Genomic DNA, 25,461 nt, shown 5'->3' on the forward strand with positions numbered 1-25,461 from the left:
CCTAGTTACCTGAATGAACTAGCCGGAGAACCTATCGAATGTCCGACACGGCACTGTTGCGCATCGGCATCCTGGCCGCCGGCCTGCTGTTGATCGCCGCGATCTTCCTGTTTGGCCGTCCGAAGAAGAAGCCCCAAGGACGCCGCGTGGAAAGCGCGGAACCGGCCAGCGGCGAGCGCCGCGAACCGGTATTGGGCGAGGACGGCGTTGTCGTGGCCGATGGCCGCGTCGAACCGGGCATGGGCACGGAAGGCGAACAGGCCGAACTCGGCCTGGGCGATACCGACCCGGGCGCCAGCGATCTCGGCAAGCGCGCCACCCAGGATTTCGACAAGATCGTTTCGCTGTTCGTGGCCGCCCGGGCCGGCGAGCAGCTGCGCGGCGAAGACATCGTGGTAGCGGCGGAGAAGACCGGCCTGGTGTTCGGCCACATGAACGTGTTCCACCGTCTGGTGGAAGGCCATCCCGAGCGCGGGCCGATCTTCTCGATGGCCAGCATCATGAAGCCAGGCAGCTTCGACATGGCCAACATCCGTGCCATGGAAACCCCGGCCATCGCCTTCTTCCTGACCCTGCCGGCGCCGCTGACCGCGCTGGATGCCTGGGAGAAGATGCTGCCGACGGTGCAGCGCATGGCCGAACTGCTGGATGGCGTGGTGCTGGATGACAGCCGCAACGCCCTGGGTCGCCAGCGCATCGCGCACATCCGTGACGAGCTGCGCGCCTACGACCGCCAGCACCAGGCGCCGCCGCTGACCAAGACCCCGCGCTGGTGAGCGCCATGGCGTGCCGACCAACGGTCGGCACCCACCCCGACCAACTGTCGGCACCCACAACAGTAGATCCACGCCCTGCGTGGATGGGGTCTACGCCGGTACGCCGGCCACCTTGGCAAACGCGCGGCGGAACGCGGCCATCTCGTCCTCGCTGCCGACGGTCACGCGCACGTGCTGCGGCCAGATCGGCCAGCTGCGCCCGATCACCACACCGTTGTCGGCCATCGCCTTGGCGAACGTGCTGCCGTCGCGTTGCACGTCGACCACGAAGCAGTTCGCTTCCGACGGCAGGCAGCTGAAACCACGCTTGCCCAGCCATGCGATGGTGGCCTGGCGCACCTTGGCGTTCTGCAGGCGACGCTGCGGAATCAGCTGCGGATCCTGCAGGCTGGCCAGCGCCGCCGCCAGCGCGGGCACCGGTAGCGGGTTGTCGCCGGGGCTGGCCAGCTCGCGCAGACGCTCGGGATGTGCGGCCGCCAGGCCCAGGCGCAGGCCGGCCATGCCGTACAGCTTGGAGAATGTACGCAGTACGATCAGATCGTCGCGCTGCGCCACCTGCGCGATCAGGCTGGGCTGCTCGCTGTATTGCAGGTAGGCCTCGTCGACCAGCACGCGGGTGGAAGCAGGCTTGTGGGCCAGCAGCCAGGCGAGCTCATCCGGTGGGCTGATCGAACCGGTCGGGTTGTTCGGATTGCACACGTACAGCAGCCCGGTCGGGCGCGCATGCGCGGCTGCGACCATCGCACGCAGGTCGTGTGCGCCGTCATTGCGCAGCGGCACCTTCTGCACGTGTGCACCATGTGCGGCAGCGACCTCGCCCAGGGTCTCGAAGGTGGGGTCGGCCACCACCAGTCCCGCCTGCGGGCCGGTCCACAACGTGGCGGCGCGGTTCAACGGTTCGCTCGAGCCCGGATAGAGGCGCACATGGTCGGCCGGGATACGGGCCTGCTCGATGAAGGCATCGCGCACCTGTGCCGCCAGGGCGAAGCGGTAGCGGCCGCAGCTGGCGATGCTGTCGCGCGCCGCCTGCTGGGCAGCGGGGGAGGGGCCGTAGGGGCATTCGTTGAAGTTCAGGAGTACCGCGCCTTCGGCAGGGGCCGCACCGACGGTGGCCGCGGATTGGGCCTGGCCACGCAGCGGCAGGCCGCTGCCGGCGACGGCAAGGCTGGCACCGGCCAGCTGCAGGAAGCGTCTACGGGAGTCAGGCAGGGTCATGGGCAGGATTCCGATGGGGCCGTCGCACGCTAGCGCCGGCGTGAGCGGGCGGCAAGGTGCTTTTTGTGGCGTCGAGCCATGCTCGACTACAGACGTGCCAACCAAGGTTGGCACCTACCGGAGCGGGGAGTGCCCGTCGAGCACGCTCGACGCTGCAAGGGCGGGGCGTTACAGGGCCTGACGGCCGGGCGCGGTAGAATCCCCGGCCATCCCAGAACCACCGGATCCCGATGAGCCCCAGCCCCGCCGAACGCGCCGAAGATCTCCGCCGGCAGATCGCCCAGGCCAACCGCGCCTACCACGAGCTGGACGCGCCGGAGATCCCCGACGTCGACTACGACCGGATGGTGCGCGAGCTGGAAGCGTTGGAGCGCGAGCACCCGGAACTGGCCCGTGCCGACAGCCCGACCCAACAGGTCGGTGCACGCCCGTCCGGCCGCTTCCCCGAAGTGCGCCATGCGGTGCCGATGCTGTCGCTGTCCAATGCCTTCAGCGATGAGGAAGTGGCCGACTTCGTGCGCCGCATCGATGAGCGCCTGGGCCGCCGCAGCCTGCAGTTCTCGGCCGAACCGAAGATGGATGGCCTGGCGATCAGCCTGCGCTACGAGGACGGTCATTTCGTACTCGGCGCAACCCGCGGTGATGGCAGTACCGGCGAGGACGTGACCGCCAACCTGCGTGAAATCGGCGATGTTCCCAAGCGCCTGCACGGCAAGGACTGGCCGGATGTGCTGGAGGTGCGTGGCGAGGTGTACATGGCCCGCGCCGATTTCGAGGCCTACAACGAACGTGCGCGCCAGCAGGGCGGCAAGGTGCTGGCCAACCCGCGCAACGCGGCAGCGGGTTCACTGCGCCAGCTCGATCCGAAGATCAGTGCGCAGCGCCGGCTGAGTTTCTTCGCCTACGGCACCGGTGAAGTGCAGGGCGGCGAGCTGCCGGACACCCATTCGGGCACACTGGCCCAGCTCGGCGCCTGGGGCTTCCCGGTCAGCGGGTTGTGCAAGGTGGTGCAAGGCGCCGACGGCCTGCTCGGCTACTACCGTGACATCGGCGAGCGTCGCGATGGCCTGCCGTTCGACATCGATGGTGTGGTCTACAAGCTGGATGACCGCGCCGGCCAGCAGGCCATGGGTTTTGTCTCGCGTGCGCCACGCTGGGCCATCGCGCACAAGTTCCCGGCACAGGAACAGAGCACCACGGTGGAGGCGATCGAGATCCAGATCGGCCGCACCGGTGCCGCCACGCCGGTCGCGCGGCTGGCACCGGTGGCTGTGGCCGGCGTGATCGTGTCCAATGCCACGTTGCACAATGCCGATCAGATCGCGCGTCTCGATGTGCGTGTCGGTGACAGCGTGATCGTGCGACGTGCTGGCGACGTGATTCCGGAAGTGGTCAGCGTCATCCTCGACCGCCGTCCACAGGGCACCTCGCCCTGGCAGATGCCGACGCGCTGCCCGGTGTGCGGCTCGGAAATCGTGCGCGAGGAAGGTGCAGCTGCGTGGCGCTGTTCGGGCGAACTGTCCTGCCCGGCGCAGCGCAAGGAGGCCATTGCCCATTTCGCTTCGCGCCGTGCGATGGATATCGACGGCCTCGGCGACAAGTACATCGAAACCCTGGTCGACGCCGGCATCGTCAGGAGCGTGGCCGATCTGTACCGGCTCAACCGCGACCAGCTGTTGCACCTGAAGCTGGTGCTGGATGCCGAGGACCCTTCCGCACTGGCCGCCGCGCTGAAGCTGCACCTGCCGGCAGAAGGCAGCGGCGCGGTGCTCAATGCGGTGCTCAAGCTGGATGGCAACGATCCGGCGTGGCGCGCGCAGGCGCTGGCACAGCCGGCCAGCTTCGAATGGAACACGAAGAAGATCGCCACCAAATGGGCCGACAACCTGATCGCGGCAATCGACGCCAGTCGCGCAGCCACGCTGGAGCGCCTGCTGTTCGCGCTTGGCATCGAGCACGTCGGCGAGAGCACGGCCAAGGCGCTGGCGCAGTGGTTCGGTGACCTGGAACTGATCCGCCACCTGCCATGGCCGTTGTTCAAGCGCGTGCCGGACATCGGTGGCGAAGTGGCGCGTTCTCTCGGCCATTTCTTCGAGCAGCAGGGCAACCAGCAGGCCATCGACGACCTGCTGCAGGTCGGGCAGGTGCGCATCAGTGATGTGCACGCGCCCAGTGCCAAGCTGCGCGAAGGCCTGGATCTGGCGCAACTGCTGGTCGAATCGGAAATCCCCGGCATCACCCGCCTGCGTGCGGAGAAGCTGGTGGCTGCCTTGCCGGGTGCCCAGGCGGTGCTGGATGCCGAGCATGGCCAGTTCGTCAACGCCGGCCTGCCGGACGACACTGCGCGCGGTCTGGCCGACTGGCTCGATGCCGATGGCCATGGCGCGATGCTGCTGGCAGCCGAGAAGGCGATGCAGCAGATCCTGGCCAAGGCGCCGGCGCTGGCCGAGATCGTGGCCGGCCCGCTGGATGGGCAGACCGTGGTGCTGACCGGCACCCTGGCCCAGCTCACCCGCGATGCCGCCAAGGAACGCCTGGAAGCGCTGGGTGCCAAGGTTTCCGGCAGCGTGTCGAAGAAGACCAGCTTCGTGGTCGCCGGCACCGAGGCCGGCTCCAAGCTGGACAAGGCGCAATCGCTGGGCGTGCCGGTGTGGGACGAAGACCGCCTGCTGGCCTACCTCGCCGAACACGAATGATGACCCGCCGGGTGCCCGGCGCCCGGCATGAAAGACGAAGGAACACCGATGCAGACCGCCCCGCTGGATTTCCGCCTGGCCACCCGTGCCGACGAAGAACTGTTGATCGCGTTGATGCGCGAGTTCTACGCCGAAGACAGGATCGACTTCGATGACGCGCGCGTGCGTCGCGGCGTGGACGCGCTGCTGGCCGATCCGCGCAATGGCGAAGTGCTGCTGTGGCTGGACGAGGCCGGCGAGGTGGTCGGCTACGCGGTGATCGCGATGGGCTTCAGCCTGGAGCAGGGCGGCCACTTCATGCTGCTGGACGAGCTGTACCTGAGTCATCGCGCGCGCGGTCGTGGTCGCGGCAAGCAGGCGCTGGCCATCTGTGAACAGCGCGCTCGCGGGCGTGGTGTCAGCCGCCTGCGCCTGGAGGTGAACCACCACAACGAACTGGCCCGCCGCCTGTACCTGGCCAGCGGTTACATCGACGACACCCGCGATCTGCTGACCCTGCCGCTCGACCATCCGCGCCCGGAGGGCATCCTGTGAGCGAGGCCCTGCTGCGCGCGCTGCAGCAGCGCGCCACGCTCAACGCGCTGGTGCGCCGCTTCTTCGCCGAGCGCGATGTGCTGGAGGTGGAAACGCCGATCCTGTCGGTGGCAGGCAACACCGAGCCGAACATCGACAGCTTCCATACCGATTTCACCGGCCATGTCGATGCCGGTGGCCGTCGTCGCTGGCTGCGCACTTCGCCGGAATATCCGCTCAAGCGCCTGCTGGCGGCCGGTGTGGGCGACTGCTACGAACTGGGCCGGGTGTTCCGCAACGGCGAGGCCGGTGGCCGCCACAACCCGGAATTCACCATGCTGGAGTGGTATCGGGTCGGCTGGGACCACCACCGGTTGATGGAGGAAACCGCCGAGTTGGTCGGCCAGGCGCTGGCCCTGGTCGGACGCCGTGCAACGCTGCGTGTGTTGAGTTACCGCGAGCTGTTCCAGCAGCACGTGGGCCTGGATCCGTTCGAGGCCGATGAAGCCGCGCTGCGTGTTGCACTTGGCGACGTGCACATCGACCCGGTCGGGTTGACCCGTGATGACTGGCTGGACCTGTTGATGACCCACCACATCCAGCCGCAGTTCGATGACGCGGTGATGACCGTGGTGCATGACTGGCCGGCCAGCCAGGCCGCGCTGGCCCGCATCCGTCCGGGCACGCCGCCGCTGGCCGAGCGTTTCGAGCTGTACCTGGGTGCAGTGGAGCTGGCCAACGGCTATCACGAACTGAACGACGCCCACGAGCAGCGCGCCCGGTTCCAGCGTGACCAGCAGCGCCGCCACGAACGTGGACAGGTGCAGCCGGCCGTGGACGAGGCACTGCTGTCGGCGTTGCCGTCGATGCCTGCCTGTGCCGGCGTGGCGGTGGGTGTCGATCGCCTGTTGATGGCGATGAACCGCACGCCACGCATCGCCGATGTGCTGGCCTACGACTTCGCCCACGCGTGATCCCCGCGTGTTGCTGAACATCGCAGGCTGAACGAAACGCGGGTTCGGTGCGCTTGCGTCGGTAAGCACGATGATGCTCTTATCACGGCCAATGCCGGACACTGGCATCCAGTTCATCCATTCCTGCTGGGGAAGGCTTTGGTCAAGTGGTTCGCGGTTGTCGCTGCACCGGTGTACTCCATTGCGCTCTGGGGTGCCTGGCTGCCGTCGCCGGCGTCGGCCCAGCAGGTGGGCTACGACGATGAAGTGGTGACCTGCGAATCACGCGACATGGGTTGGGTGCACTGCGATATCGAGGTTGCCAACGGCGTCGACCTGGTGCGCCAGCTGTCCAGCAACAGCTGCATCCGCGGCAGCGAGTGGGGCACTGACCGCAGTGGTGTGTGGGTCACCCTGGGCTGCCGTGCCGAGTTCCGCGCCCGGCGCGCAGCGGGCGCGGCGCCGCCGGCTGACAGCTCGGGCAAGCGCCTGGTGCGCCGTGTGGTGCGCTGCGAGTCCAATGGCCGTCCGCAGAGTTGCCCGGTACGACTCGATGGCGCGCCGGTGCGCCTGCTGCGCCAGTTGTCGGTGTTGCCGTGCCGCGAAGGGCAGGGCTGGGGCTACAAGCGCAATGAAGTCTGGACCAGCCGTGGCTGCCAGGGTGACTTCGAAGTGGCCGATGACGATGGCCGCTTCGTCGACATGCCGCGCCGCCTGACCTGCGAATCGAAGTCGAAGAAGCGGCGCTTCTGCGGTGCCAGCATCTCGGTTGGCGCCGTGGTCTCCGAGCAGCTGTCCAGCACGCCCTGCGAGGAAGGCAGTACCTGGGGCTGGAGCCGCAACGGGATCTGGGTGAACGGCGGCTGCCGCGCCGAATTCTCGGTGAATTGAGCCCGGGCAGGCTCCAACCCTGCGGGGCGTGGCCCTACAATGGGCCCATGAACACTGCCTCTGACATCGACTACGCCCGTTACGACCACATCCGCCCGATCCTGTGGACCGGCGATGCCCTGCAACTGCTGGACCAGCGCAAGCTGCCGTTCGTGGTCGAGCACGTGGTCTGCCATGACAGCGACGAGGTTGCCAGCGCGATCCACGCATTGACCGTGCGTGGCGCGCCGGCGATCGGCATTGCCGCTGCCTGGGGTGTCGTGCTGGCTGCACGCGAGGTGCAGGCCGCCGATGGTGCGCACGCCCTGCAGCAGCTGGAACCGGCCCTGCAGCGCCTCAATGCATCGCGCCCGACTGCGGTCAACCTGGCCTGGGCGCTGGCGCGCATGCGCCGTTGCCTGAACGCCGCCGGCGCCGACTGGAAGGCGTTGCTGGAATCGGAAGCGCAGGCCATCGCCGAGGAAGACCTGGCCGCCAACCGCCACATGGGTGCACTGGGCGCGGGCCTGATCGAGGCTGGCAGCGGCGTGCTGACCCACTGCAATACCGGCTCGCTGGCCACTGCGGGGTTCGGTACCGCGCTGGGCGTGATCCGCGCCGGCATGGCCCAGCACCGCATCGCCCGCGTGTTCGCCGGCGAAACCCGGCCGTGGCTGCAGGGGGCACGCCTGACCGTGTGGGAACTGCAGCAGGACGGCATCGATGCCACCCTGATCGCCGATTCGGCTGCCTCGCACCTGATGAAGACCGGCGCCGTGCAATGGGTGATCGTGGGCGCGGACCGCATCTGCGCCAATGGCGATACCGCCAACAAGATCGGCACCTACCAGCTGGCCATCGCCGCCCGCCACCACGGCGTCAAGTTCATGGTGGTCGCACCGTCCTCGACCGTGGACATGGAGACCGTGGACGGCAGCCAGATCGAGATCGAGCAGCGCGACCCGGGCGAGCTGTACGGCGTGGGGGGTACCCGTACCGTCGCCGAGGGCATTGCTGCCTGGAACCCGGTGTTCGACGTCACCCCGGGCGAGCTGATCGACGCCATCGTGACCGAGCGCGGGGTCATCCTGAACCCGACCGCCGGGAACATGCGCACCGCCTTCGGCGGCTGAGGCGGGCAGGAAGGTCCCGGGGTCGGATCCCTTTTCGCAGGAAAGGGCTCTGACCCCAGGCAGGCCTCATCCACGCACGGCGTGGATCTACTGATTTCGCGCAGCCGAGCATGGGCTCGGCTCTACAGGGGCGGTATGGGGCCCTAAGTTCCTGATTTGTGCCGGTAAAATCCCCGTAAAGGGAGGCGGAAAACGGCCTGTTGTGGTAGTATCCACAGGTTGAATCGAGGTTCCGGCGCGACCCCCTCCCGCAGAGGGCTGCGCCGGACTGGACCGCTACCAGACAACGGAACCCGAATGGCAGAAACCGCCAAGGAAATCATCCAGGTCAACCTGGAAGACGAGATGCGCAAGAGCTACCTCGATTACGCCATGAGCGTGATCGTGGGCCGCGCGCTGCCGGATGCGCGCGACGGCCTCAAGCCGGTGCATCGCCGCGTGCTGTACGCGATGAACGAACTCAACGCGCACAGCAACAAGCCCTACTTCAAGTCGGCGCGTATCGTCGGTGACGTCATCGGTAAGTACCACCCGCATGGCGATCAGTCGGTGTACGACACGCTGGTGCGCTTGGCACAGCCGTTCTCGCTGCGCTACATGCTGGTCGACGGCCAGGGTAACTTCGGTTCGATCGACGGCGACTCCGCTGCAGCAATGCGATACACCGAGGCGCGCATGTCGCGCCTGGCGCATGAGCTGATGGCGGACATCGACAAGGAAACCGTCGATTTCCAGCCCAACTACGATGAGAAGGAACTGGAGCCGACGGTCATGCCGACCCGGTTCCCGAACCTGCTGGTCAATGGTTCGGCTGGCATCGCGGTGGGCATGGCGACCAACATTCCGCCGCACAACCTGAGCGAATCGATCAACGCCTGCATCGCGCTGATCGACAACCCGGACATCGATGTCGACGGCCTGATGGAATACATCCCGGGCCCGGATTTCCCGACTGCCGGCATCATCAACGGCACTGCCGGCATCGTCGCCGGCTACCGCACCGGCCGTGGCCGCGTGCGCATCCGTGCCAAGGCCGATATCGAAGTGGCCGACAACGGCCGCGAATCGATCATCGTCACTGAAATTCCTTACCAGGTGAACAAGGCGCGTCTGATCGAGAAGATCGCCGAGCTGGTCAAGGAAAAGAAGATCGAAGGCATCAGCGAGCTGCGCGATGAGTCCGACAAGGACGGCATGCGCATCTACATCGAGATCAAGCGCGGTGAATCTGCCGAGGTTGTGCTGAACAACCTGTACCAGCAGACGCAGATGGAATCGGTGTTCGGCATCAACATGGTGGCGCTGGTCGATGGCCGCCCGCAGTTGATGAACCTCAAGCAGATGCTGGAGGCGTTCGTCCGCCACCGTCGCGAAGTGGTCACCCGCCGCACCGTGTTCGAGCTGCGCAAGGCGCGCGCCCGTGCCCACGTGCTGGAAGGCCTGACCGTTGCGTTGGCCAACATCGACGAGATGATCGAACTGATCAAGACCTCGCCGAACCCGAACGAAGCCCGCGAGCGCATGCTGGCCCGCGTGTGGGAGCCGGGCCTGGTCGGTGCGATGCTGGGTGCGGCCGGTGCCGAGGCCTCCCGTCCGGAAGACCTGCCCAAGGGCGTGGGCCTGATCGAGGGCGGCTACCAGCTGACCGAGATCCAGGCCACCCAGATCCTGGAAATGCGGCTGCACCGCCTGACCGGGCTGGAGCAGGACCGCCTGACCGACGAGTACAAGCAGCTGCTGGAAGTGATCGCCGGGCTGATCCACATCCTGGAAGATCCCGACCGCCTGCTGCAGGTGATCCGCGAGGAGCTGGTCAACGTCAAGGCCGAATTCGGCGACGAACGTCGCACCGAAATCCGCCACAGCGAAGAGGACCTGGACATCCTCGACCTGATCGCGCCGGAAGACGTGGTGGTTACCGTGTCGCATGCCGGTTACGTGAAGCGGCAGCCGGTGAGCGTATACCGCGCACAGCGCCGTGGTGGCCGTGGCCGCAGCGCGGCGGCGACCAAGGAAGAGGATTTCATCGAACAGCTGTGGCTGGTCAACACGCACGACACGCTGCTGACCTTCACCAGCTCGGGCAAGGTGTTCTGGCTGCCGGTCTACCAGCTGCCCGAAGCCGGTTCCAACGCCCGCGGCCGTCCGATCATCAACTGGATCCCGCTGGAGCCGGGCGAACGCGTGCAGGCCGTGCTGCCGGTGCGCGAGTACGCCGATGGCCAGTTCGTGTTCTTCGCCACGAAGAACGGTACGGTCAAGAAGACCCCGCTGAGCGAGTTCGCCTTCCGCCTGGCCCGCGGCAAGATCGCGATCAACCTGGACGAGGGCGATGCGCTGGTCGGCGTCGGCTTGACCGACGGCCAGCGTGACATCCTGCTGTTCGCCTCCAACGGCAAGACCGTGCGCTTCGGTGAGGACAAGGTCCGCTCGATGGGCCGTACTGCCACCGGCGTGCGCGGCATCAAGATGCCGGCCGGCGAGGAAGTGGTCAGCCTGATCGTGGCCGAAAGTGCCGGTGGCAGCGAGGACGAGAACGAGGACGACAGCGGTGTCGAGGAAGCCGCTGCCAATGGCGACGCGGTGATCGACGGCGCCGACGACGCCAGCGTTCAGTACATCCTTACCGCCACCGAGAACGGCTACGGCAAGCGCACCCCGCTGCCGGACTACCCGCGCAAGGGCCGTGGTACGCAGGGCGTGATCGGCATCCAGACCACCGAGCGCAACGGCAAGCTGGTCGCCGCAGTGCTGATGGGCTCCAGCGACGAAGTCCTGCTGATCTCCGATGGTGGCACCCTGGTGCGTACGCGTGGCTCGGAAATCAGCCGCGTCGGCCGCAACACCCAGGGCGTGACCCTGATCCGCCTGTCCAAGGACGAGAAGCTGCAGGCGGTGGAGCGCATGGATGCCTCGATCGACGAGGACGAGGATGAGGTGGCAGTGCCTGGCCCGGCCCCGGCCGCGACCACGACCGATGGCGCCCCGGCGGCTTCCAGCAGCGAGGACGCCGCGCAGGAGTGATCCTGCCGCAAGGTTGAGCTACGCGACGACGCCGGCCCTGTGCCGGCGTCGTCGTATCCGGATGCCGCACATACGCGCGCGCTTCACGTCGGCGGTGGGATAACGGCGCATGCTGCCCCCGGAGATCGACGATGTCCGCCACGCCGCCGTCCGCTCCTGCTCCCGTCCGCGCCTCCCGGCATCCTCTCGTTACCGTGCTGTCGCTGCTGCTGGTCCTGCTCGGCCTGGTCATCGGCGGGCTCGGCGCGTGGTTGCTCAGCCTGGGCGGCTCGGCGTACTACGCCATCGCCGGGGCCGGCCTGCTGGCCAGTGGCCTCCTGTTGTTCGGCAATCGCCGCAGCGGCGCGCTGCTGTATGCGCTGGTGTTCGCCGGTACGCTGTTGTGGACCTGGTGGGAGTCGGGCAGCGACTACTGGCGCTGGGTACCGCGGCTCGGCCTGGTGACCGCGCTTGGCATCGTGCTGGCGCTGCTGGCGCCCACCCTCCACCAACCGGTTTCCAGGCGCCTGTCGCGCAGCGTGGCCGGCGTGCTGATGCTGGTGTTCGTCGCTGCCTTCGGATTGGCGTTCGCGCCGCACGGCGAAGTGGACGGGCACCAGCCGTTCCCGGAAGGCGCGGCCAGCGTCGGGCTGGAACCGACCCGCGACACCACCGGCCTGCAGCCGGCCGACCAGCCTGCCGAAGGGGACTGGCCGGCGTGGGGGCGCAGCAATGCCGCCACCCGCTATTCGCCGCTGCAGCAGATCACCCCGGCCAACGTGGCCACGCTGCAGCTGGCCTGGCAGTTCCGCACCGGCGATATGCCGAAGAAGCGCTGGGGTGCGGAAACCACGCCACTGAAGATCGGCGACCGTCTGTACCTGTGCACCGCCCGCAACCGCCTGATCGCACTGGATGCGGCCAGCGGCAAGGAAGTGTGGCGGTTCGATCCGAAGGTAAAGGACGCTTCGATTCCATACACCGCCGCCTGCCGTGGCGTGAGTTATTACGAGCAACCGGCCACGCCGATCCTCGCCGATGCCGCATTGGCCGATGCCGCTGCTGATCTGGCGTTGCCGGAACCGCCGCCCAGTGCCACCCGCAGCGCTGCACCGGGCAGTCGTCCGGCATGCTGGGCGCGCATCATCGAGGGCACGCTGGACGGGCGCATCATCGCGGTGGATGCCGACAGTGGCCGCCCCTGTGCGAATTTCGGCAACAACGGCCAGGTCGACATCACTCTGGGCATGGGCGAGGTGCCACCGGGCTATGTGTCGATCACCTCGCCACCGGCCATCGTGCGCGGGGTGATCGTCACCGGCCACCAGGTGCTGGATGGTCAGCGCCGCGACGCGCCGTCGGGCGTGATCCAGGCCTACGATGCGATCACCGGCAAGCTGCGCTGGGCGTGGGACATGGACCAGCCCGAACGCAGCGGCTTGCCGCCGCATGAGCAGACCTACACGCGCGGCACGCCGAACATGTGGACCACCGCGACCGGTGATGAGGCGCTGGGGCTGGTCTATCTGCCGCTGGGCAATTCCGCTGGCGATTACTGGAGTGGCTCACGCACGGAAAACCAGAACCGCTACGCGACGTCGCTGGTGGCGATCAATGTGGCCACGGGCAAGCCGGCCTGGCATTTCCAGGCGGTGCGCAAGGATGTGTGGGACTACGACCTGGGTTCGCAGGCCAGCCTGATCGATTACCCGACGGCGGCTGGCAAGGTGCCGGCGCTCCTGCTGCCGACCAAGCAGGGTGATCTCTACATCCTTGACCGCCGCAACGGCCAGCTGCTGACCGCCGCCGAAGAGCGCAGGGTGCCGGTCGGCGGTGTCGAACCGGAACAACGCTCACCCAGGCAGCTGTTCTCGCTGTATCACACGCTGCGCCGGCAGCATGACCTGACCGAGCGCGACATGTGGGGCATCACCCCGGTCGACCAGCTGATCTGCCGCATCCAGTTCCGCAAGGCGTACTACGAAGGCTTCTACACCCCGCCGAGCAGTGATCGCCATTCCATCGAATATCCCGGCTACAACGGCGGTTCGGATTGGGGAAGTGTGTCCATCGATACACGCCGCGGCGTGATCGTGGCCAACTACAACGACATGCCCAACTACAACCGGCTGGTGCCACGCGCCGAGGCCGACAGGCTGGGCTGGCTGCCACGCGAGAAGGTCCGGTTCGACAAGGGCGGCGCCGAAGGCGCGGGCGACCCACAGGTGGGCACGCCCTACGCCATCCAGGTGAACGCCGGTTGGCGCCTGCCTTTCACTGGTCTGCTGTGCAAGCAGCCACCCTATGGCGGCATCCGGGCCATCGACCTGCGCACCGGCAAGCTGCTGTGGGACCGTCCGTTCGGCAGTGCGCGCGGCAACGGACCATTCGGCATCCGTTCGGGCCTGCCCATCGAGATCGGCACGCCGAACAATGGCGGTTCGGTAGTCACCGCCAGCGGCCTGATCTTCATCGCCGCCGCCACTGATGACCTGCTGCGCGCCATCGACCTGAAGACCGGCAAGGAGCTGTGGCATGCCAAGCTGCCCGCGGGTGGCCAGGCCAATCCGATGGTGTACGCGCAGGGCGGGCGCCAGTACGTGGTGATCATGGCTGGCGGCCACCATTTCATGGAAACCCCGAACGGCGATTACGTGATGGCCTACGCACTGCCGAAATAGCGCTGCCGGCCTGAGTGCGGCCTACGGGCTGTGACCGCTGTCGCTGAAGTTGCGCTGGCGACCGGGCAGCATCCATCATCGGAACAGGACGGGGCCGGCCAACGCCCCCAGGGAAGGAAACGCATGCTGAACTCCGAACGCCTGCCGGGGCGTGCCACCCGGCTGCTGGCAGGACTGCTTCTGCTTGGCCCTTGCCTGTGGGCAAGCGCGCAGGCGTCGCCCCAGCCCGCGGCACGCAAGGTGCCCAGCGGTGCCGAACTGATCGCAGGCGATGCGCGCTCTCTGAGCCCCGCTCATGCGCCTTGCATGGCGGCCGCAGGCACCGCGCTGGACGCCCGTCGCCGTTGTGCCGACGCTGAACTCAAGGTGCACGACGATGCACTCAATGCCGCCTACAGCGCGGCGCGCTCCGCACTGACCGCCAGTGATCAGCAGGTGCTGCGCGATCTGCAGCGGCAATGGCTGCGCCAGCGCGACAACCGGTGCCCGGAAGGCAGCACGGCCGTTGCCCAGCTGGATTCACAGCAGTGCCGCACGCACATGACCCTGCTGCGTGCCCGCCAGTTGCAGGGCGGCGGTGCGGCGGCGCTGGTGGCGGAAGCCAAGGCGGCCCCGGCGCCGGCGCAGGCCGCTGTGCATGCCGCCGATGCCGCGCCCGACAAGCAGGGCAGGATCGTCCTGCGGCCCGGCGAGGGCAGGCTCACACCGGCACTGCAGGTGGTCTTCCAGGTGACCGATTGCAGCGGCACCGACAACGTGACGACCTGCCAGGTGCGAAGCATGGGCGTGACCCGTGGTGGGCGCAACGTGGTGGTCACGGGCGTGCAGCCGCGCCTGACCCGCGCCGGCACCGGTGCCCAGGGTGCGACCGCCGTGCTGCTGACCGTTTCGGATTTCAATGGTGATGGCGTGCCGGACCTGCAGGTGTGGCAGGACAACAGCGGTGTCTACAACGTTCCGGTGCATGCGTTCTACCTGTTCGATGCCAAGCGCAACCGCTATGTGCGTGCCAAGGCGTTGGAAGCGGCCATCGGTGGGCGCGACATCGACCATATCGACAATGGGCGGTTCGTGCTTCGCGCGAAGGTCAGCCCGTGCGAGCGCGAGGACAAGGTCATCCAGCTGCGCGGAACCGGCACGCGCACGTTGCTGCAGCGCCGCTATGACACCTGCAGGGGCGAGGTCCCGACCGAACCGGACCTGCTGAAGTAGGTCTTCCCCCGACGAATGGATGCGTTCCGGAACTGGAGAGCTGAAGGATGAGCGAAGGCTATGGAAAAGGTGGGTCGGGCTTCGGCCTGACCCGGGACCAGTCGGTCGAGATGATCGTGCGTACCTGCATCGACAACGGCATTACCGACCATCGGCAGATTGCCTATGTGCTGGCCACGGCGCAGCACGAATCGCGTGATTTCGCCGCGCCGGAGGAAGACTGGGGCAGGAAGCAGGCGGTGGATCTGCGCTACTTCGGCGGCGAGGAGTATTTCGGCCGGGGCTTTGCCCACCTCACCCACGTCAACAACTACGAGCGGCTGGGCGAGGCGCTGGGGATCGGCCGCGAGCTGGTCGAGCATCCGGAACGGGCTGCCCAGGCAGACATCGCCACCAAGGTGCTGGTGGTGGGGATGCGCGACGGCCTGTTCGGTGCGCGGCTGTCCGACAACGTCAACGCCAACCATGCCGACTACCGGCAGGCGCGGGCCTCGGTCAATGGCGGTGAGCTGAACAACGGCAGTCCCTATCCAGACGCCATCGCCGCACGGGCCACTGAGTGGGAATCCCAGGTTGCCGGCCTGGTCCAGCGTGTGCAGCAACCAGGCTTCCAGATGCCGGTGACGACCCCCCAGGCGCCCACCGGGGCGATGGACCTGCACCGGGGTGACGCCAACCAGCACGTGCTGGAAGCGCAGCAGTACCTGCAGCGCTTGGACATCCGCAACAACGCCAATGCCGCGATCAAGCCCGACGGTGATTTCGGCGCCTCCACCGAGCAGGCCGTGCGCCGCTTCCAGACCGAGCGGGGTATCAGCCCGGCCAATGGCCGCATCGACGCTGCGCTGCTGGAACGCATGCGCAGCGACACGCTGGCGGTCGATCCGGACTTCAAGCGCCGGACGGTGACCGACCTGACCGGGCCGCTGGCCGACGGCAACCTGGGCCCCGGTGAGAAGGGCGAGCCGGTGTTCGAAATGCGCCGGCAGCTGGAGGCGTTAGGGTACCTGACCGAACCGAACCCACGTGCCGAGCGCGATGCGCGCACGTTTGATGCCGGCATGCAGGCGGCCATGCGCAACTTCCAGCAGGACTATGGCCTGCCGCTGCGCCCCGGCGGCGTCATCGACACGGATGCGCGCCGGCAGTTGAACGATGCCGCCGTCGCTCGCGAGCATGCGCCGACCACCGAGTTCGACCGCGCGGAGAACTGGCCGCCGCAGCGTCCGCCCTATACGCGGGCGGAGTTCCAGCCGGAGCAGGTGCAGGCGCGGCAGCAGGCAGCGGCGAATGCACCGGTCGCTGGTCCGGCCGCGCCGGAGCCCGCACCGCAGCCCAATGGCATGGAATCGCTGTCGCCCAGGGACGCCGCGCTGTTCGAGCGCATCCGCCAGGGGGTACCTGGCACCATCGGCGACGAGCACGTCATGCAGGCAGTGCTGGAGTCCAAGCGCAACGGCATCGATGATGCCGCGCGCGTCGACCGGGTGATGATGGCCGGAGACCGCCTGTGGGTTGCCGGGTTGATTCCCGGTGAGCGCGCCAGTGTGGATACGGCACAGCCGGCGCGCTCGATGGAGGAAACGGTGAATGATCTGGCCGGTGACAACCGGCAGCGCGAGCACCAGCTCACCCTCGAAAGCCGCCAGCATGAGAACCGCGGGCCTTCAATGGCCTGAGCCTGCGGCAGCGACGTGCCCGCAGTGGGTCCGTCGCTGCCGGCAGGGTGTTTACAGCGTCACCACCACTTTGCCGATCTGTTCGTTCGATTCCAGGTAGCGGTGGGCGTCCTGGATCTGTGCGAAGGGGAACACCTTCGCGATCTTCGGCGCCAGCGTGCCCTTGTCCAGGCCGTCGACGATGAACGCTTTGGCACGTGCCAGCGCGGCATCGTCGGAGACGATTTCCGAGTACAGGTAGCCCTTCAGCGTCAGCGACTTGCCCAGCACGTTGAACAACGGGAACGGGGTGGGTTCGCTGCTCAGCGCGCCGTATTCCAGCAGGATGCCGCCACGGGCCATTGCCTCGGTCAGCGGCACGAACTGCGGGCCACCGATCGGGTCGAACACCACGCGGGCGCCGGCACCGCCGGTGATGCGCGCCACTTCGGCTGCCAGGTCCTGTTCCTGGGTGGCGATGACATGGGCGGCACCGGCATCGAGCAAGGCCTGGCGCTTGCCCGGGCCACGGGTCACCGCAATCGGCGTGGCACCCACTGCATTGGCGATCTGGATCGCGGCCAGGCCGACGCTGCTGCTGGCAGCGGTGATGATGACGGAATCCCCGGCGGCCAGCTGCGCCTGCTCCAACAGTGCGCCCCAGGCGGTGACGTACTGCATCCACACCGCAGCCGCCGTTTCGAAGCCCAGCGCCTGCGGGTGCTTGACCACCAGTCGTGCCGGCACGTTGGCCAGCTCGCCGTAGGTGCCCCAGCGGGCGATGTCCAGCGGCGGCACCACGCTCACCGCATCGCCAGCAGTGAATCCGCTCACCGCACTGCCGACCGCCTCGACCATGCCGGCCGCTTCATAGCCCAGCCGGCTGGGGAACTGCGCCTCCTGCAGATAGGCGCCGTTGCGGAACATCACCTCGGCACGGTTCAGGCCGATGGCCTTGACCCGGATCTGGACCTCGTCGGCGGCGGGGGCGGGAACATCGATGTCGTCGATGCGCAGCACATCGGCGCTGCCATATTCGTGGATGCGGACAACCTGGCTCATGGGGGGCTCCTGGGCAAGGCCGGCGCTGGGGCCGGCGGAAAGGTGGAGGCTACTGTGCGCGTGGCCTGCCTCCAGAATAAGGGGTAATCTGGCGTTTCATTGAAAACCAATTGTTTGCAATGGACCTGATCGCTCCCCTGCGGACCTTCGTCAAAGTGGCCGAGGTCGGCTCCTTCGCCGCTGCCGCCGACGCGCTGGACCTGTCGCCGCAGCTGGTCGGCAAACACGTGCAGTCGCTGGAACAACACCTGGGCGTGCGCCTGCTCAACCGCACCACGCGCAAGCAGAGCCTGACCGACTTCGGCCAGGCCTATCTGGCGCGTGCGCGGGTGATCCTGGAGGAGGTGGAAGGCGCCGAGCAGCTGGCCGAAGTGGCGCGCGGGCGGCCGATGGGGCGCCTGCGCGTCAGCGCACCGGTCACCTTCGGCGTGCATGCACTGGGGCCGGCGGTGGTGGCCTACCTGCAGCAGTACCCGGACGTGCAGGTTGATCTGAACCTGTCCAACAGCCTGGTGGACATCGTCGAGGACGGCTTTGATCTGGTGTTCCGCACCGGTGATCTGGCCGACAGTGGGCTGGTGGCGCGACGGCTGGGGCCGTATCCGCTGGTGCTGTGTGCATCGCCGGCGTACCTCGCATCGCGCCCAGCCATTGTCCATCCGGCCGATCTGAGTCGGCACGAGTGCCTGGGCTTCGCCCATTCGATCATCCGCACGCGCTGGAGTTTCCGCGATGCTGACGGCAGCGTGCTGAGCGTGCCGGTGTCCAGCCGCTTCATGGTCAACCAGGCCGAGCCGCTGCTGACCGCGGCAGTCGGAGGGCTGGGGTTGATCCTGCAGCCCCATGAAATGCTTGCCGCCGCGCTGGCGCGTGGTGAACTGGTGGAAGTGCTGCCGGACTACGTGCCGGTGTCGACGTGGATCAACCTGGTGTACCCGCGCGACCGCCAGCTGACGCCCAAGCTGCGCAGTTTCCTGGACTTCTGCGTGGCACGCTTCAGCGAGCAGACGATGGCACGGCGATAGCACGGCATCGGTTGGCATTCCTGTGACTACCTGCGAAGGATCGCCCTGAGACGATTGGCCGGTTGCCGCTGCGTAGCGCGCGCTTGCTGCTGGGGCTGGCGGCATTGCTGTTCGCCGCCAACGTGATTGCGCAGCAGACGCCTGCGCAGGCGCTGGCCGCATGGGAAGCGCAGGGGCATGCGGATGGCCTGGCGCGACCGGATATCGAATGCCAGGATTTCCTGCAGGCGATGGGCCGGAAGCCTGCGGGCCTGGAATACAGCGGCTGCAGCCAGGACGACGCGTCCTGCATGAAACCCATGCAGGCCCACTACCGCGTTCCAGGTACCCAGGCAGTGAAGGTGGAAGCCTATCTGCGCGAGACCTTTGGCATGCCTGCATTGCGCTACGCCTGTTGCGGCTGGAGCAATGGCGCGCCGTACTACTGGCGCGACGGCCCGGATGCGGTGAGGTACCAGATCGGCATGGGCGTGGAATCGCTGCCGCATGAGCGGGGCGATTGGCATCGCATCGAGGCGTTCATCGTCACGGCTGAGGTGCTGCGGCAGGGTCCCTGGCATGGATGCAGCGGGCGGTTCCATGATCTAGGATGCGCCCAGGGATACCCGCAAAGGAACTGCCATGAAGGCTGTTGGATGCCTGCTGCTCTGCAAAGTACTGGCCTGTTCGGTGCTGATGACGCTTTGGGCTGTTCCGGCAGTGGGCGCCGCCTCCAGCGTGCGTGCACATCCGCATGCGCAGGACGCCATCGGTGACTGGCTTGCGGCCTTCAATGCGGGCAGCCTCGAGGGGTTGCAGGCATTCGCCGATAGATACGCGAAGAAGCAAGGCAGCGGTCCCAAGGACTATCTCGAGTTCCGCGAAAGCACAGGCCCCTTGCGCGTACTCGAATCAACCGAGAGTGCACCCGGCCAAGCGAAGCTGCTGGTGATGGGCCAGATGAACGAACGCGCGATGTGGGTGACCGCCGTCATGGACCCGGCCAATCCGTCGCACCTGATGCAGTTCCAGATCGAGGGCACTGAAACGCCGGACAAGCACAAGCCGGCACGGGTTGCATTGCCTGCCCTGATGGCCGACGTCACAGCAAAGCTGGAGGCGCTGCGGGCACAGGACGCGCTGTCGGGCGCGTTGCAGGTGGCACAGAATGGGAAGGTGCTGCTGGACTGGCGCGGTGGTGATGCCGATCGCAGCACTGGAATTGCAGTGGGCGTGGAGACGCAGTTCCGCCTTGCGTCCTCCAACAAGATGTTCACCGCCGTGGCCATCCTGCAGCTGGTGCAGGATGGCAGGCTCAGTCTCGATGACACGATCGGCAAGCACTTGCCGGACTATCCGAACAAGGCTGTCGCCAGCAGCGTGACCGTGCGCGAGTTGCTGTCACACACCAGTGGCCTGGGGGACTTCTTTGGCGATGGTTTCGAACAGTATTCCGCGTCCCTGAAGACGCTGGATGACTACGTGCAGCGGTTCGCCAGGGATGCGCCGCAGTTCACGCCCGGCAGCCAGGACAGCTACTCCAACTATGGCTTCATCGTATTGGGACGCATCATCGAGGCGGTATCGGGGCAGTCGTACTACGCATATGTGGAGGAGCACATCCTGCACCCGGTGGGCATGACCGGCACCGGCTTCGAGCCGGAAACAGCGAGCGTTCCAAAGCGTGCCGTCGCTTACACGAAGCACGATGGGCAATGGGTCCGTGAAACGAAGTCGCTGCCCTGGCGCGGCATGTCGGCCGGTGGTGGCTACAGCACAGTGGCCGATATGGTGAAATTCGCCGAGGCACTGCAAGGCGGGAAGCTGGTTTCACCTGCATTGCTGCAGCAGGCCACCACGGCGCAGAACCACAAGGGCTGGTATGGCTTTGGTTTCGTGGTTCAGGGCGAGGGCAGGGAGCATCAGTACGGCCACGAAGGCGGTGCGCCCGGATCGAACAGTGCCATCGTGGTGCTGCCGGCGCAGGGCTACGTGATCGTTGGCCTGGCCAATGTCGATCCGGATGCGATCGGCAATGTGGTCAACTACATCGCGCGAAGGTTGCCACTGTGAACGCGGCAGGTGCCGTTCATTCCGGTACCCGCACCATCTTCGTCATCAAGTGTTCCACCACACCCGCCGGGTCCGCAGTGCGGCCGACATGCGTGCTCGACATCTGTACAACCGAGCTGCGCTTGGCGGTGAGGAAATGAAAGCGGGCGCGCGCGGGCAGCTTTGCGATGGGTCCGGCGCTGGCGTCGCCACGGCAGATGGCCACGATTGCATCCAGCCATGGCTGCAGCGCGTCCTGGTCCAGCGCCGGTGCGAAGGCACGCAGGCGCTCAGGATCGATTTCGATGGCCGCCTCCAGATGGCGCGCGCCAGGGCAGGAGACGATCACCCCGACGTTGATGAATTCCTCGCGTTCCACCCGCGGCACGACGCGGATGACCGCATAGTCATACGTGTGCAGCGTGGGCACGGATGGCCTCCTGCACGAACACTGCACGCACTTTCAGGCGGTGCTTGAGATAGTCGATATAGCCCTGGCGATAGGCCTGTCGGCTGTCGAACGCCGGTTCGTCCACCAGCCAGCTGTCCGGCACCAGGCCAACGATGCGCTCGATTTCGGCATCGGTCAGGCACGCAGCCAGTTCTGCGTCCACCTCGGCAATGCGGCTGGCGAACGACAGCAGCACGTGGTCGCGGATCAGCACGAACGGCTTCTCGCAGGCATCGCCGGCGCTGGCCCAGTCGTGGTGGAAGTACATGGCCGCACCGTGGTCGATCAGGTACAGCTTGCGATGCCATACCATCAGGTTGGGGTTGCGGGTGGTGCGATCGACGTTGCTGGTGAATGCATCGAACCAGACGATGCGCGAGGCCAGCTCGGCATCCACAGGCATCGCGGCCGGGTCGTAATTGATTGCACCGGGCAGATAGTCCAGGCCCAGGTTCAGGCCCTCGCTGGCGCGGATCAGCTCCTGGATTTCCGGGTCGGGCTCGGTGCGGGCGAACTCGCGGTCCAGCTCGACGAACAGGATTTCCGGAATCGGCAGGCCCAGCGTGCGTGCCATCTCGCCGGCGATCAGCTCGGCGATCAACGCCTTCGGGCCTTGGCCGGCTCCACGGAATTTCAGCACGGCCATGCCGTCGTCGTCGGTCTCGACCACGGCGGGCAGGGAGCCGCCTTCCCGTAACGGGGTGATGTAGCGGAGGGCATGTACGGTGCGCATGGACGCATTCTAGCGTCCTGCCAGGGCAGGCGTGCCGCAGCAGAGCGGGGCGCCAGCTTAATGAACGGGTACCGCGCGAACCGCTTGTTGCAGGTCGCCTGCAATCTTCACTTGTTCCTTCCGCGTGGAGTGGCAGCATTCGTTCCAACGGAGCAACGCACCCGCGTGTGACCTTCAACAGGAGGCGCTCATGCCACTACAGTGCAGCTGTCACGCTTCACCGTGTATGCAACGCAACGCGTGGTGTTGATCTTGACCTGACACGGTCCCGCCATCGGCGCAGATGGCCATCCGCCGCAGTTCCAGCCAAGTTCCAGACACCTTTCACCCATCGCACCCCCGCGTTGCCCGGTCGGGCCTGCGATCCAGCTACTTGCGCCCCGAGAGAGATTCCTGCGTTGCCGTCGACGCTGGCAGCGTGGGACCGCCGAACCCACGCTATCCCCACAGGCTTTGGAGGTGCACCGATGAACGACGAATTCAATGCCATGCTGCCCCCACTGGACGATGCCAAGGCCGAGGAAATGATCGGCAAGGTCGTGCTGGTGGGTGTCACCCGCTATGGTGGCGACGGCCAAGTGCAGGGTCTGGAGCAGTACGCGGGCACCGTGCTGCGCATCAGCGCCGACGAAGGCGTGGTGCTGGCCGACGAAGACGATGGTCATGAGCGCTACCTGCCGCCCATGCTCGACCAGTACCAGCGGGCCGAGCCAGGCGAATACCGCATGCGGAACAGTGGCATGATCGTGGTCGACCCCGATTACCTGACCGCCTGGGACCTGCACGCCCAGCAGTGACGACAGACCACGCCTGGCAGATGCCGGTCCATCGCCGGCCTCTCCGGACGTGTCCCACTTTGCCCCATCCGGCCTCTAGCCCTTCCGGCCCATTCATCCCATCCCCTGCGGTGCTAGATTCGGGTCCATGCCCGATTCCGGGTACCCATTCACACCCAGGGGATAAGGATGCTGATCCGTCGAACCTCTCTGGCGGCGGCTGTTGCCGTTGCCACCGTCGGCCTGTTGGCCGCTGGCCCGGCCTTGGCCGACTACGCCAAGCCGCCGGAACACCTGCTCAAGGTGCTGAAGGCACCGCCACCGCCGGCGCCGAACGTGGCCCCGGGCGGCCAGCGCCTGCTGCTGACCACCGCGCAGACCTACCCCTCGATCAGCCGCGTGGCCCAGCCCTACCTGAAGCTGGCCGGCGTGCGGCTGGAGCCGAAGAACCGCAGCCGCCATGACACCCCGGGTGGCTACGGCATTCCGGCCTGCGTGGCCGACTTCACCCTGGTCGACATCGGCAGTGGCAAGGAGACCAAGGTCAACCTGCCGCAGGGCTGTGCCACCGGCGCGCTGTGGTCGGCCGATGGCAGCCATTTCGCCTTCCAGAATGCGGTCGATACCAGCGTGCAGCTGTGGGTGGGCGATGCGGCCACCGGGCAGGTGAAGCAGGTGCCGAACGTGCAGCTGAACCCGATCTTCGGCTACACCGTGCAGTGGCTGGGCGGCAGCCAGAATCTGCTGGTGAAACTGGTACCGGCCAACCAGGGCCCGGCACCTTCCAACGGCGGCGTACCGACCGGCCCGGATGCACAGGAGTCGCTGGGCAGCAGTGGCGAGAGCAGCACCTATGAGGCCCGCGACACGCTGACCAGCGTGCACGACGAAAAGCTGTTCGCTTACTACGGTGCCTCGCAGTTGGCCGTGGTAGATACCGCCGCAGGCAGCGTGCGCCCGGTCGGGCAGCCGGCACTGTTCAACGAAGTCAGCGCCGCGCCCGATGGCGTGCACGTGCTGACTGAATCGATCAAGGCACCGTATTCGCACGCGGTGACCTACCAGCGTTTCGCCAACGACGTGGCCGTGCTGGATATCAGCAGTGGCCGCAGCACGCCGATCGCCAGCCTCCCGCTGGCCGACCGCGTGCCGGTGCACGGCGTGCCGGAAGGCCCGCGCGGTTTCGACTGGCGCGCCACCGATCCGGCTACCCTGGTCTACGCCGAAGCGCTAGACAAGGGCGACTGGAAGGTCAACGTGCCGCATCGCGATCGCGTGCTGATGCTGAAGGCGCCGTTCAACGGCAAGCCGACCGAAATCACCCGCACCGCGCAGCGCTTCGAAGGCTTCGCGTGGACCGCCGATCCGGCCGTGGCCTTCCAGTACGAGAACGACGAGAATCGTCACTGGATGCAGACCCGCATCGTGGATGTGGACCAGCCGAAGAAGGAAGGCCGCCTGCTGTGGGACATGTCCAGCGATGAGCTGTACGGCAACCCTGGCAATCTGGTCTTCACCCGCCTGCCGAATGGCGCGCAGGTGGTGCGCCGTGAGGGCAACCATGTGTTCCTCAGCGGCCGCGGTGCCTCGCCGCAGGGCGACCGTCCGTTCCTCGACCGCCTGGACCTGGCCACGTTGAAGAGCGAGCGCCTGTTCCGCAGCAGTGCAGACGCCTACGAACAGTTCCTCGGTTTCAGCAACACGCCGGGCCGCTACCTGACCTGGCATCAGTCGGTGATCGATCCGCCGAATGCCTTCGTCCGCCAGCAGGGTGAGGCGGTGGCTGATGCGAAGGCCGGCGAGGCGCAGTTCGCGTCCACCGCGACCGCACTGACCAAGCTGGTCGACCCGACACCGGAAGTGCGCCAGATCAAGAAGCAGCTGGTGACCTACAAGCGCGCCGACGGCGTGGACCTGTCGTTCACCCTGTACACGCCGCCGGGCTACAAGGAAGGCCAGCGCGTGCCGGCGATCCTGTACGCCTATCCGGCCGACTTCGCCAACGCCGCGCAGGCGGGGCAGGTGTCCGGTTCGCAGCAGACCTTCACCCGCCTGCAGCCGTACCGCCTGATGCTGCTGGCCGGCTACGCGATCATCGACAACGCCTCGTTCCCGATCGTGGGCGATCCGAAGAACGCCTACGACACCTACCTGGAGCAGCTGGAAGCCGACGCCAAGGCGGCGGTGGACAAGGCCGTGGACATGGGCGTGGTTGACCGCAACCGCATCGGCGTGACCGGCCACAGCCACGGCGGCCTGATGACCGCCAACCTGATCGCGCACACCAAGCTGTTCAAGGCCGGTGTGGCGACCAGCGGTTCGTACAACAAGACCTTTACCCCGTTCGGCTTCCAGAACGAGCGTCGCTCGGTGTGGCAGGCGCAGGACGTGTACCTGAAGGCCTCGCCGTTCTTCTATGCCGACAAGATCAAGCTGCCGCTGCTGCTGGTCCACGGCGAGGACGACGCCAACCCGGGCACCGAGCCGTTCCAGTCGCGCAAGCTGTACCAGGCGATCCGCGGCAACGGCGGCACCACCCGGCTGGTGATGCTGCCGAACGAGCCGCACTGGTACACCGCGCTGGAATCGAACGAACAGTTGGTGGCGGAAATGCTGAACTGGTTCGATACCTACGTGAAGAACGCCAAGTGAAGGAACAGGAAGGCCGCCTCA

At 66.8% G+C, this 25,461-nt stretch carries 19 protein-coding genes; 15 read left to right on the plus strand and 4 right to left on the minus strand.

From position 1 onward, the window contains the following. The first annotated feature begins 38 nt into the window (after positions 1-38). The gene (zipA, locus tag AC5P53_RS07235; protein WP_014647658.1) at positions 39-776 is read left to right on the plus strand and encodes a cell division protein ZipA; all 738 of its coding nucleotides are present in this window, start codon (positions 39-41) and stop codon (positions 774-776) included. 90 nt (positions 777-866) lie between these two features. Here zipA and AC5P53_RS07240 read toward each other — a convergent pair whose 3' ends face one another. Then, positions 867-1,991, minus strand: coding sequence for a pyridoxal phosphate-dependent aminotransferase (locus AC5P53_RS07240; RefSeq protein ID WP_049420860.1), 1,125 nt, complete (start codon positions 1,989-1,991; stop codon positions 867-869). 224 nt (positions 1,992-2,215) lie between these two features. On the opposite strand from AC5P53_RS07240, the gene ligA reads away from it, so the two are divergent. From ligA to AC5P53_RS07285, 9 genes are all read left to right on the plus strand, one after another. Continuing rightward, a complete protein-coding gene (gene ligA, locus AC5P53_RS07245) occupies positions 2,216-4,687 on the plus strand; it encodes an NAD-dependent DNA ligase LigA (RefSeq protein ID WP_172412079.1) in 2,472 nt (823 codons plus the stop codon). A gap of 48 nt (positions 4,688-4,735) precedes the next feature. Next, the gene (locus tag AC5P53_RS07250; RefSeq protein ID WP_010480482.1) at positions 4,736-5,221 is read left to right on the plus strand and encodes a GNAT family N-acetyltransferase; all 486 of its coding nucleotides are present in this window, start codon (positions 4,736-4,738) and stop codon (positions 5,219-5,221) included. Continuing rightward, positions 5,218-6,174 (plus strand): EF-P lysine aminoacylase EpmA, encoded by a 957-nt coding sequence (gene epmA, locus AC5P53_RS07255; RefSeq protein ID WP_014647654.1) that lies wholly within the window; start codon positions 5,218-5,220, stop codon positions 6,172-6,174. The genes AC5P53_RS07250 and epmA overlap by 4 nt, the downstream gene beginning before the upstream one ends. Before the next feature lie 138 nt (positions 6,175-6,312). Further along, the gene (locus AC5P53_RS07260; RefSeq protein WP_241887356.1) at positions 6,313-7,044 is read left to right on the plus strand and encodes a DUF3011 domain-containing protein; all 732 of its coding nucleotides are present in this window, start codon (positions 6,313-6,315) and stop codon (positions 7,042-7,044) included. Positions 7,045-7,091: 47 nt separating this feature from the next. After that, positions 7,092-8,156: an S-methyl-5-thioribose-1-phosphate isomerase gene (gene mtnA / locus AC5P53_RS07265; protein WP_014647652.1), complete on the plus strand. Its 1,065-nt coding sequence runs from the start codon at positions 7,092-7,094 to the stop codon at positions 8,154-8,156. 297 nt (positions 8,157-8,453) lie between these two features. After that, complete coding sequence (gene gyrA, locus AC5P53_RS07270; protein ID WP_049442467.1) at positions 8,454-11,180, plus strand: DNA gyrase subunit A; 2,727 nt, start codon at positions 8,454-8,456, stop codon at positions 11,178-11,180. Between the two features lie 131 nt (positions 11,181-11,311). Further along, positions 11,312-13,840, plus strand: a complete 2,529-nt coding sequence (locus AC5P53_RS07275; protein ID WP_241887358.1) for a membrane-bound PQQ-dependent dehydrogenase, glucose/quinate/shikimate family — start codon at positions 11,312-11,314, stop codon at positions 13,838-13,840. Between the two features lie 123 nt (positions 13,841-13,963). Continuing rightward, positions 13,964-15,052, plus strand: a complete 1,089-nt coding sequence (locus AC5P53_RS07280; RefSeq protein ID WP_241887360.1) for a lysozyme inhibitor LprI family protein — start codon at positions 13,964-13,966, stop codon at positions 15,050-15,052. 47 nt (positions 15,053-15,099) lie between these two features. Further along, positions 15,100-16,731, plus strand: coding sequence for a peptidoglycan-binding domain-containing protein (locus AC5P53_RS07285; RefSeq protein WP_495227204.1), 1,632 nt, complete (start codon positions 15,100-15,102; stop codon positions 16,729-16,731). A gap of 51 nt (positions 16,732-16,782) precedes the next feature. On the opposite strand, the gene AC5P53_RS07290 is transcribed toward AC5P53_RS07285, so the two are convergent. Next, positions 16,783-17,772 (minus strand): zinc-dependent alcohol dehydrogenase family protein, encoded by a 990-nt coding sequence (locus tag AC5P53_RS07290; protein ID WP_046431502.1) that lies wholly within the window; start codon positions 17,770-17,772, stop codon positions 16,783-16,785. Between the two features lie 119 nt (positions 17,773-17,891). Here AC5P53_RS07290 and AC5P53_RS07295 point away from each other — a divergent pair, with 119 nt between their 5' ends. The 3 genes from AC5P53_RS07295 (at position 17,892) to AC5P53_RS07305 (ending at position 20,849) form a co-directional block, all read left to right on the plus strand. Then, on the plus strand, positions 17,892-18,797 hold the full coding sequence (locus AC5P53_RS07295) for a LysR family transcriptional regulator (protein WP_049408602.1): 906 nt from the start codon (positions 17,892-17,894) through the stop codon (positions 18,795-18,797). Between the two features lie 62 nt (positions 18,798-18,859). Next, positions 18,860-19,552, plus strand: coding sequence for a DUF4952 domain-containing protein (locus AC5P53_RS07300; protein ID WP_495227206.1), 693 nt, complete (start codon positions 18,860-18,862; stop codon positions 19,550-19,552). Continuing rightward, positions 19,473-20,849: a serine hydrolase domain-containing protein gene (locus AC5P53_RS07305; protein WP_227863943.1), complete on the plus strand. Its 1,377-nt coding sequence runs from the start codon at positions 19,473-19,475 to the stop codon at positions 20,847-20,849. Before AC5P53_RS07300 ends, AC5P53_RS07305 begins: the two co-directional genes overlap by 80 nt. A gap of 16 nt (positions 20,850-20,865) precedes the next feature. Here the strand turns inward: AC5P53_RS07305 and AC5P53_RS07310 are convergent, their stop codons facing one another. Both AC5P53_RS07310 and AC5P53_RS07315 read right to left on the minus strand, forming a co-directional pair. Beyond that, a complete protein-coding gene (locus tag AC5P53_RS07310) occupies positions 20,866-21,258 on the minus strand; it encodes a DUF3037 domain-containing protein (RefSeq protein ID WP_014647643.1) in 393 nt (130 codons plus the stop codon). After that, positions 21,236-22,012, minus strand: coding sequence for a HipA family kinase (locus AC5P53_RS07315; RefSeq protein WP_241887366.1), 777 nt, complete (start codon positions 22,010-22,012; stop codon positions 21,236-21,238). The genes AC5P53_RS07310 and AC5P53_RS07315 overlap by 23 nt, the downstream gene beginning before the upstream one ends. Before the next feature lie 467 nt (positions 22,013-22,479). Here AC5P53_RS07315 and AC5P53_RS07320 point away from each other — a divergent pair, with 467 nt between their 5' ends. Together AC5P53_RS07320 and AC5P53_RS07325 are read left to right on the plus strand one after the other, a co-directional pair. After that, a complete protein-coding gene (locus AC5P53_RS07320) occupies positions 22,480-22,809 on the plus strand; it encodes a hypothetical protein (RefSeq protein WP_014647641.1) in 330 nt (109 codons plus the stop codon). A gap of 168 nt (positions 22,810-22,977) precedes the next feature. Continuing rightward, positions 22,978-25,440: a S9 family peptidase gene (locus tag AC5P53_RS07325; RefSeq protein WP_111207043.1), complete on the plus strand. Its 2,463-nt coding sequence runs from the start codon at positions 22,978-22,980 to the stop codon at positions 25,438-25,440. Positions 25,441-25,461: the final 21 nt, after the last annotated feature.

The sequence above is a fragment of the Stenotrophomonas sp. YJH_SMC_82 genome (assembly GCF_059368875.1).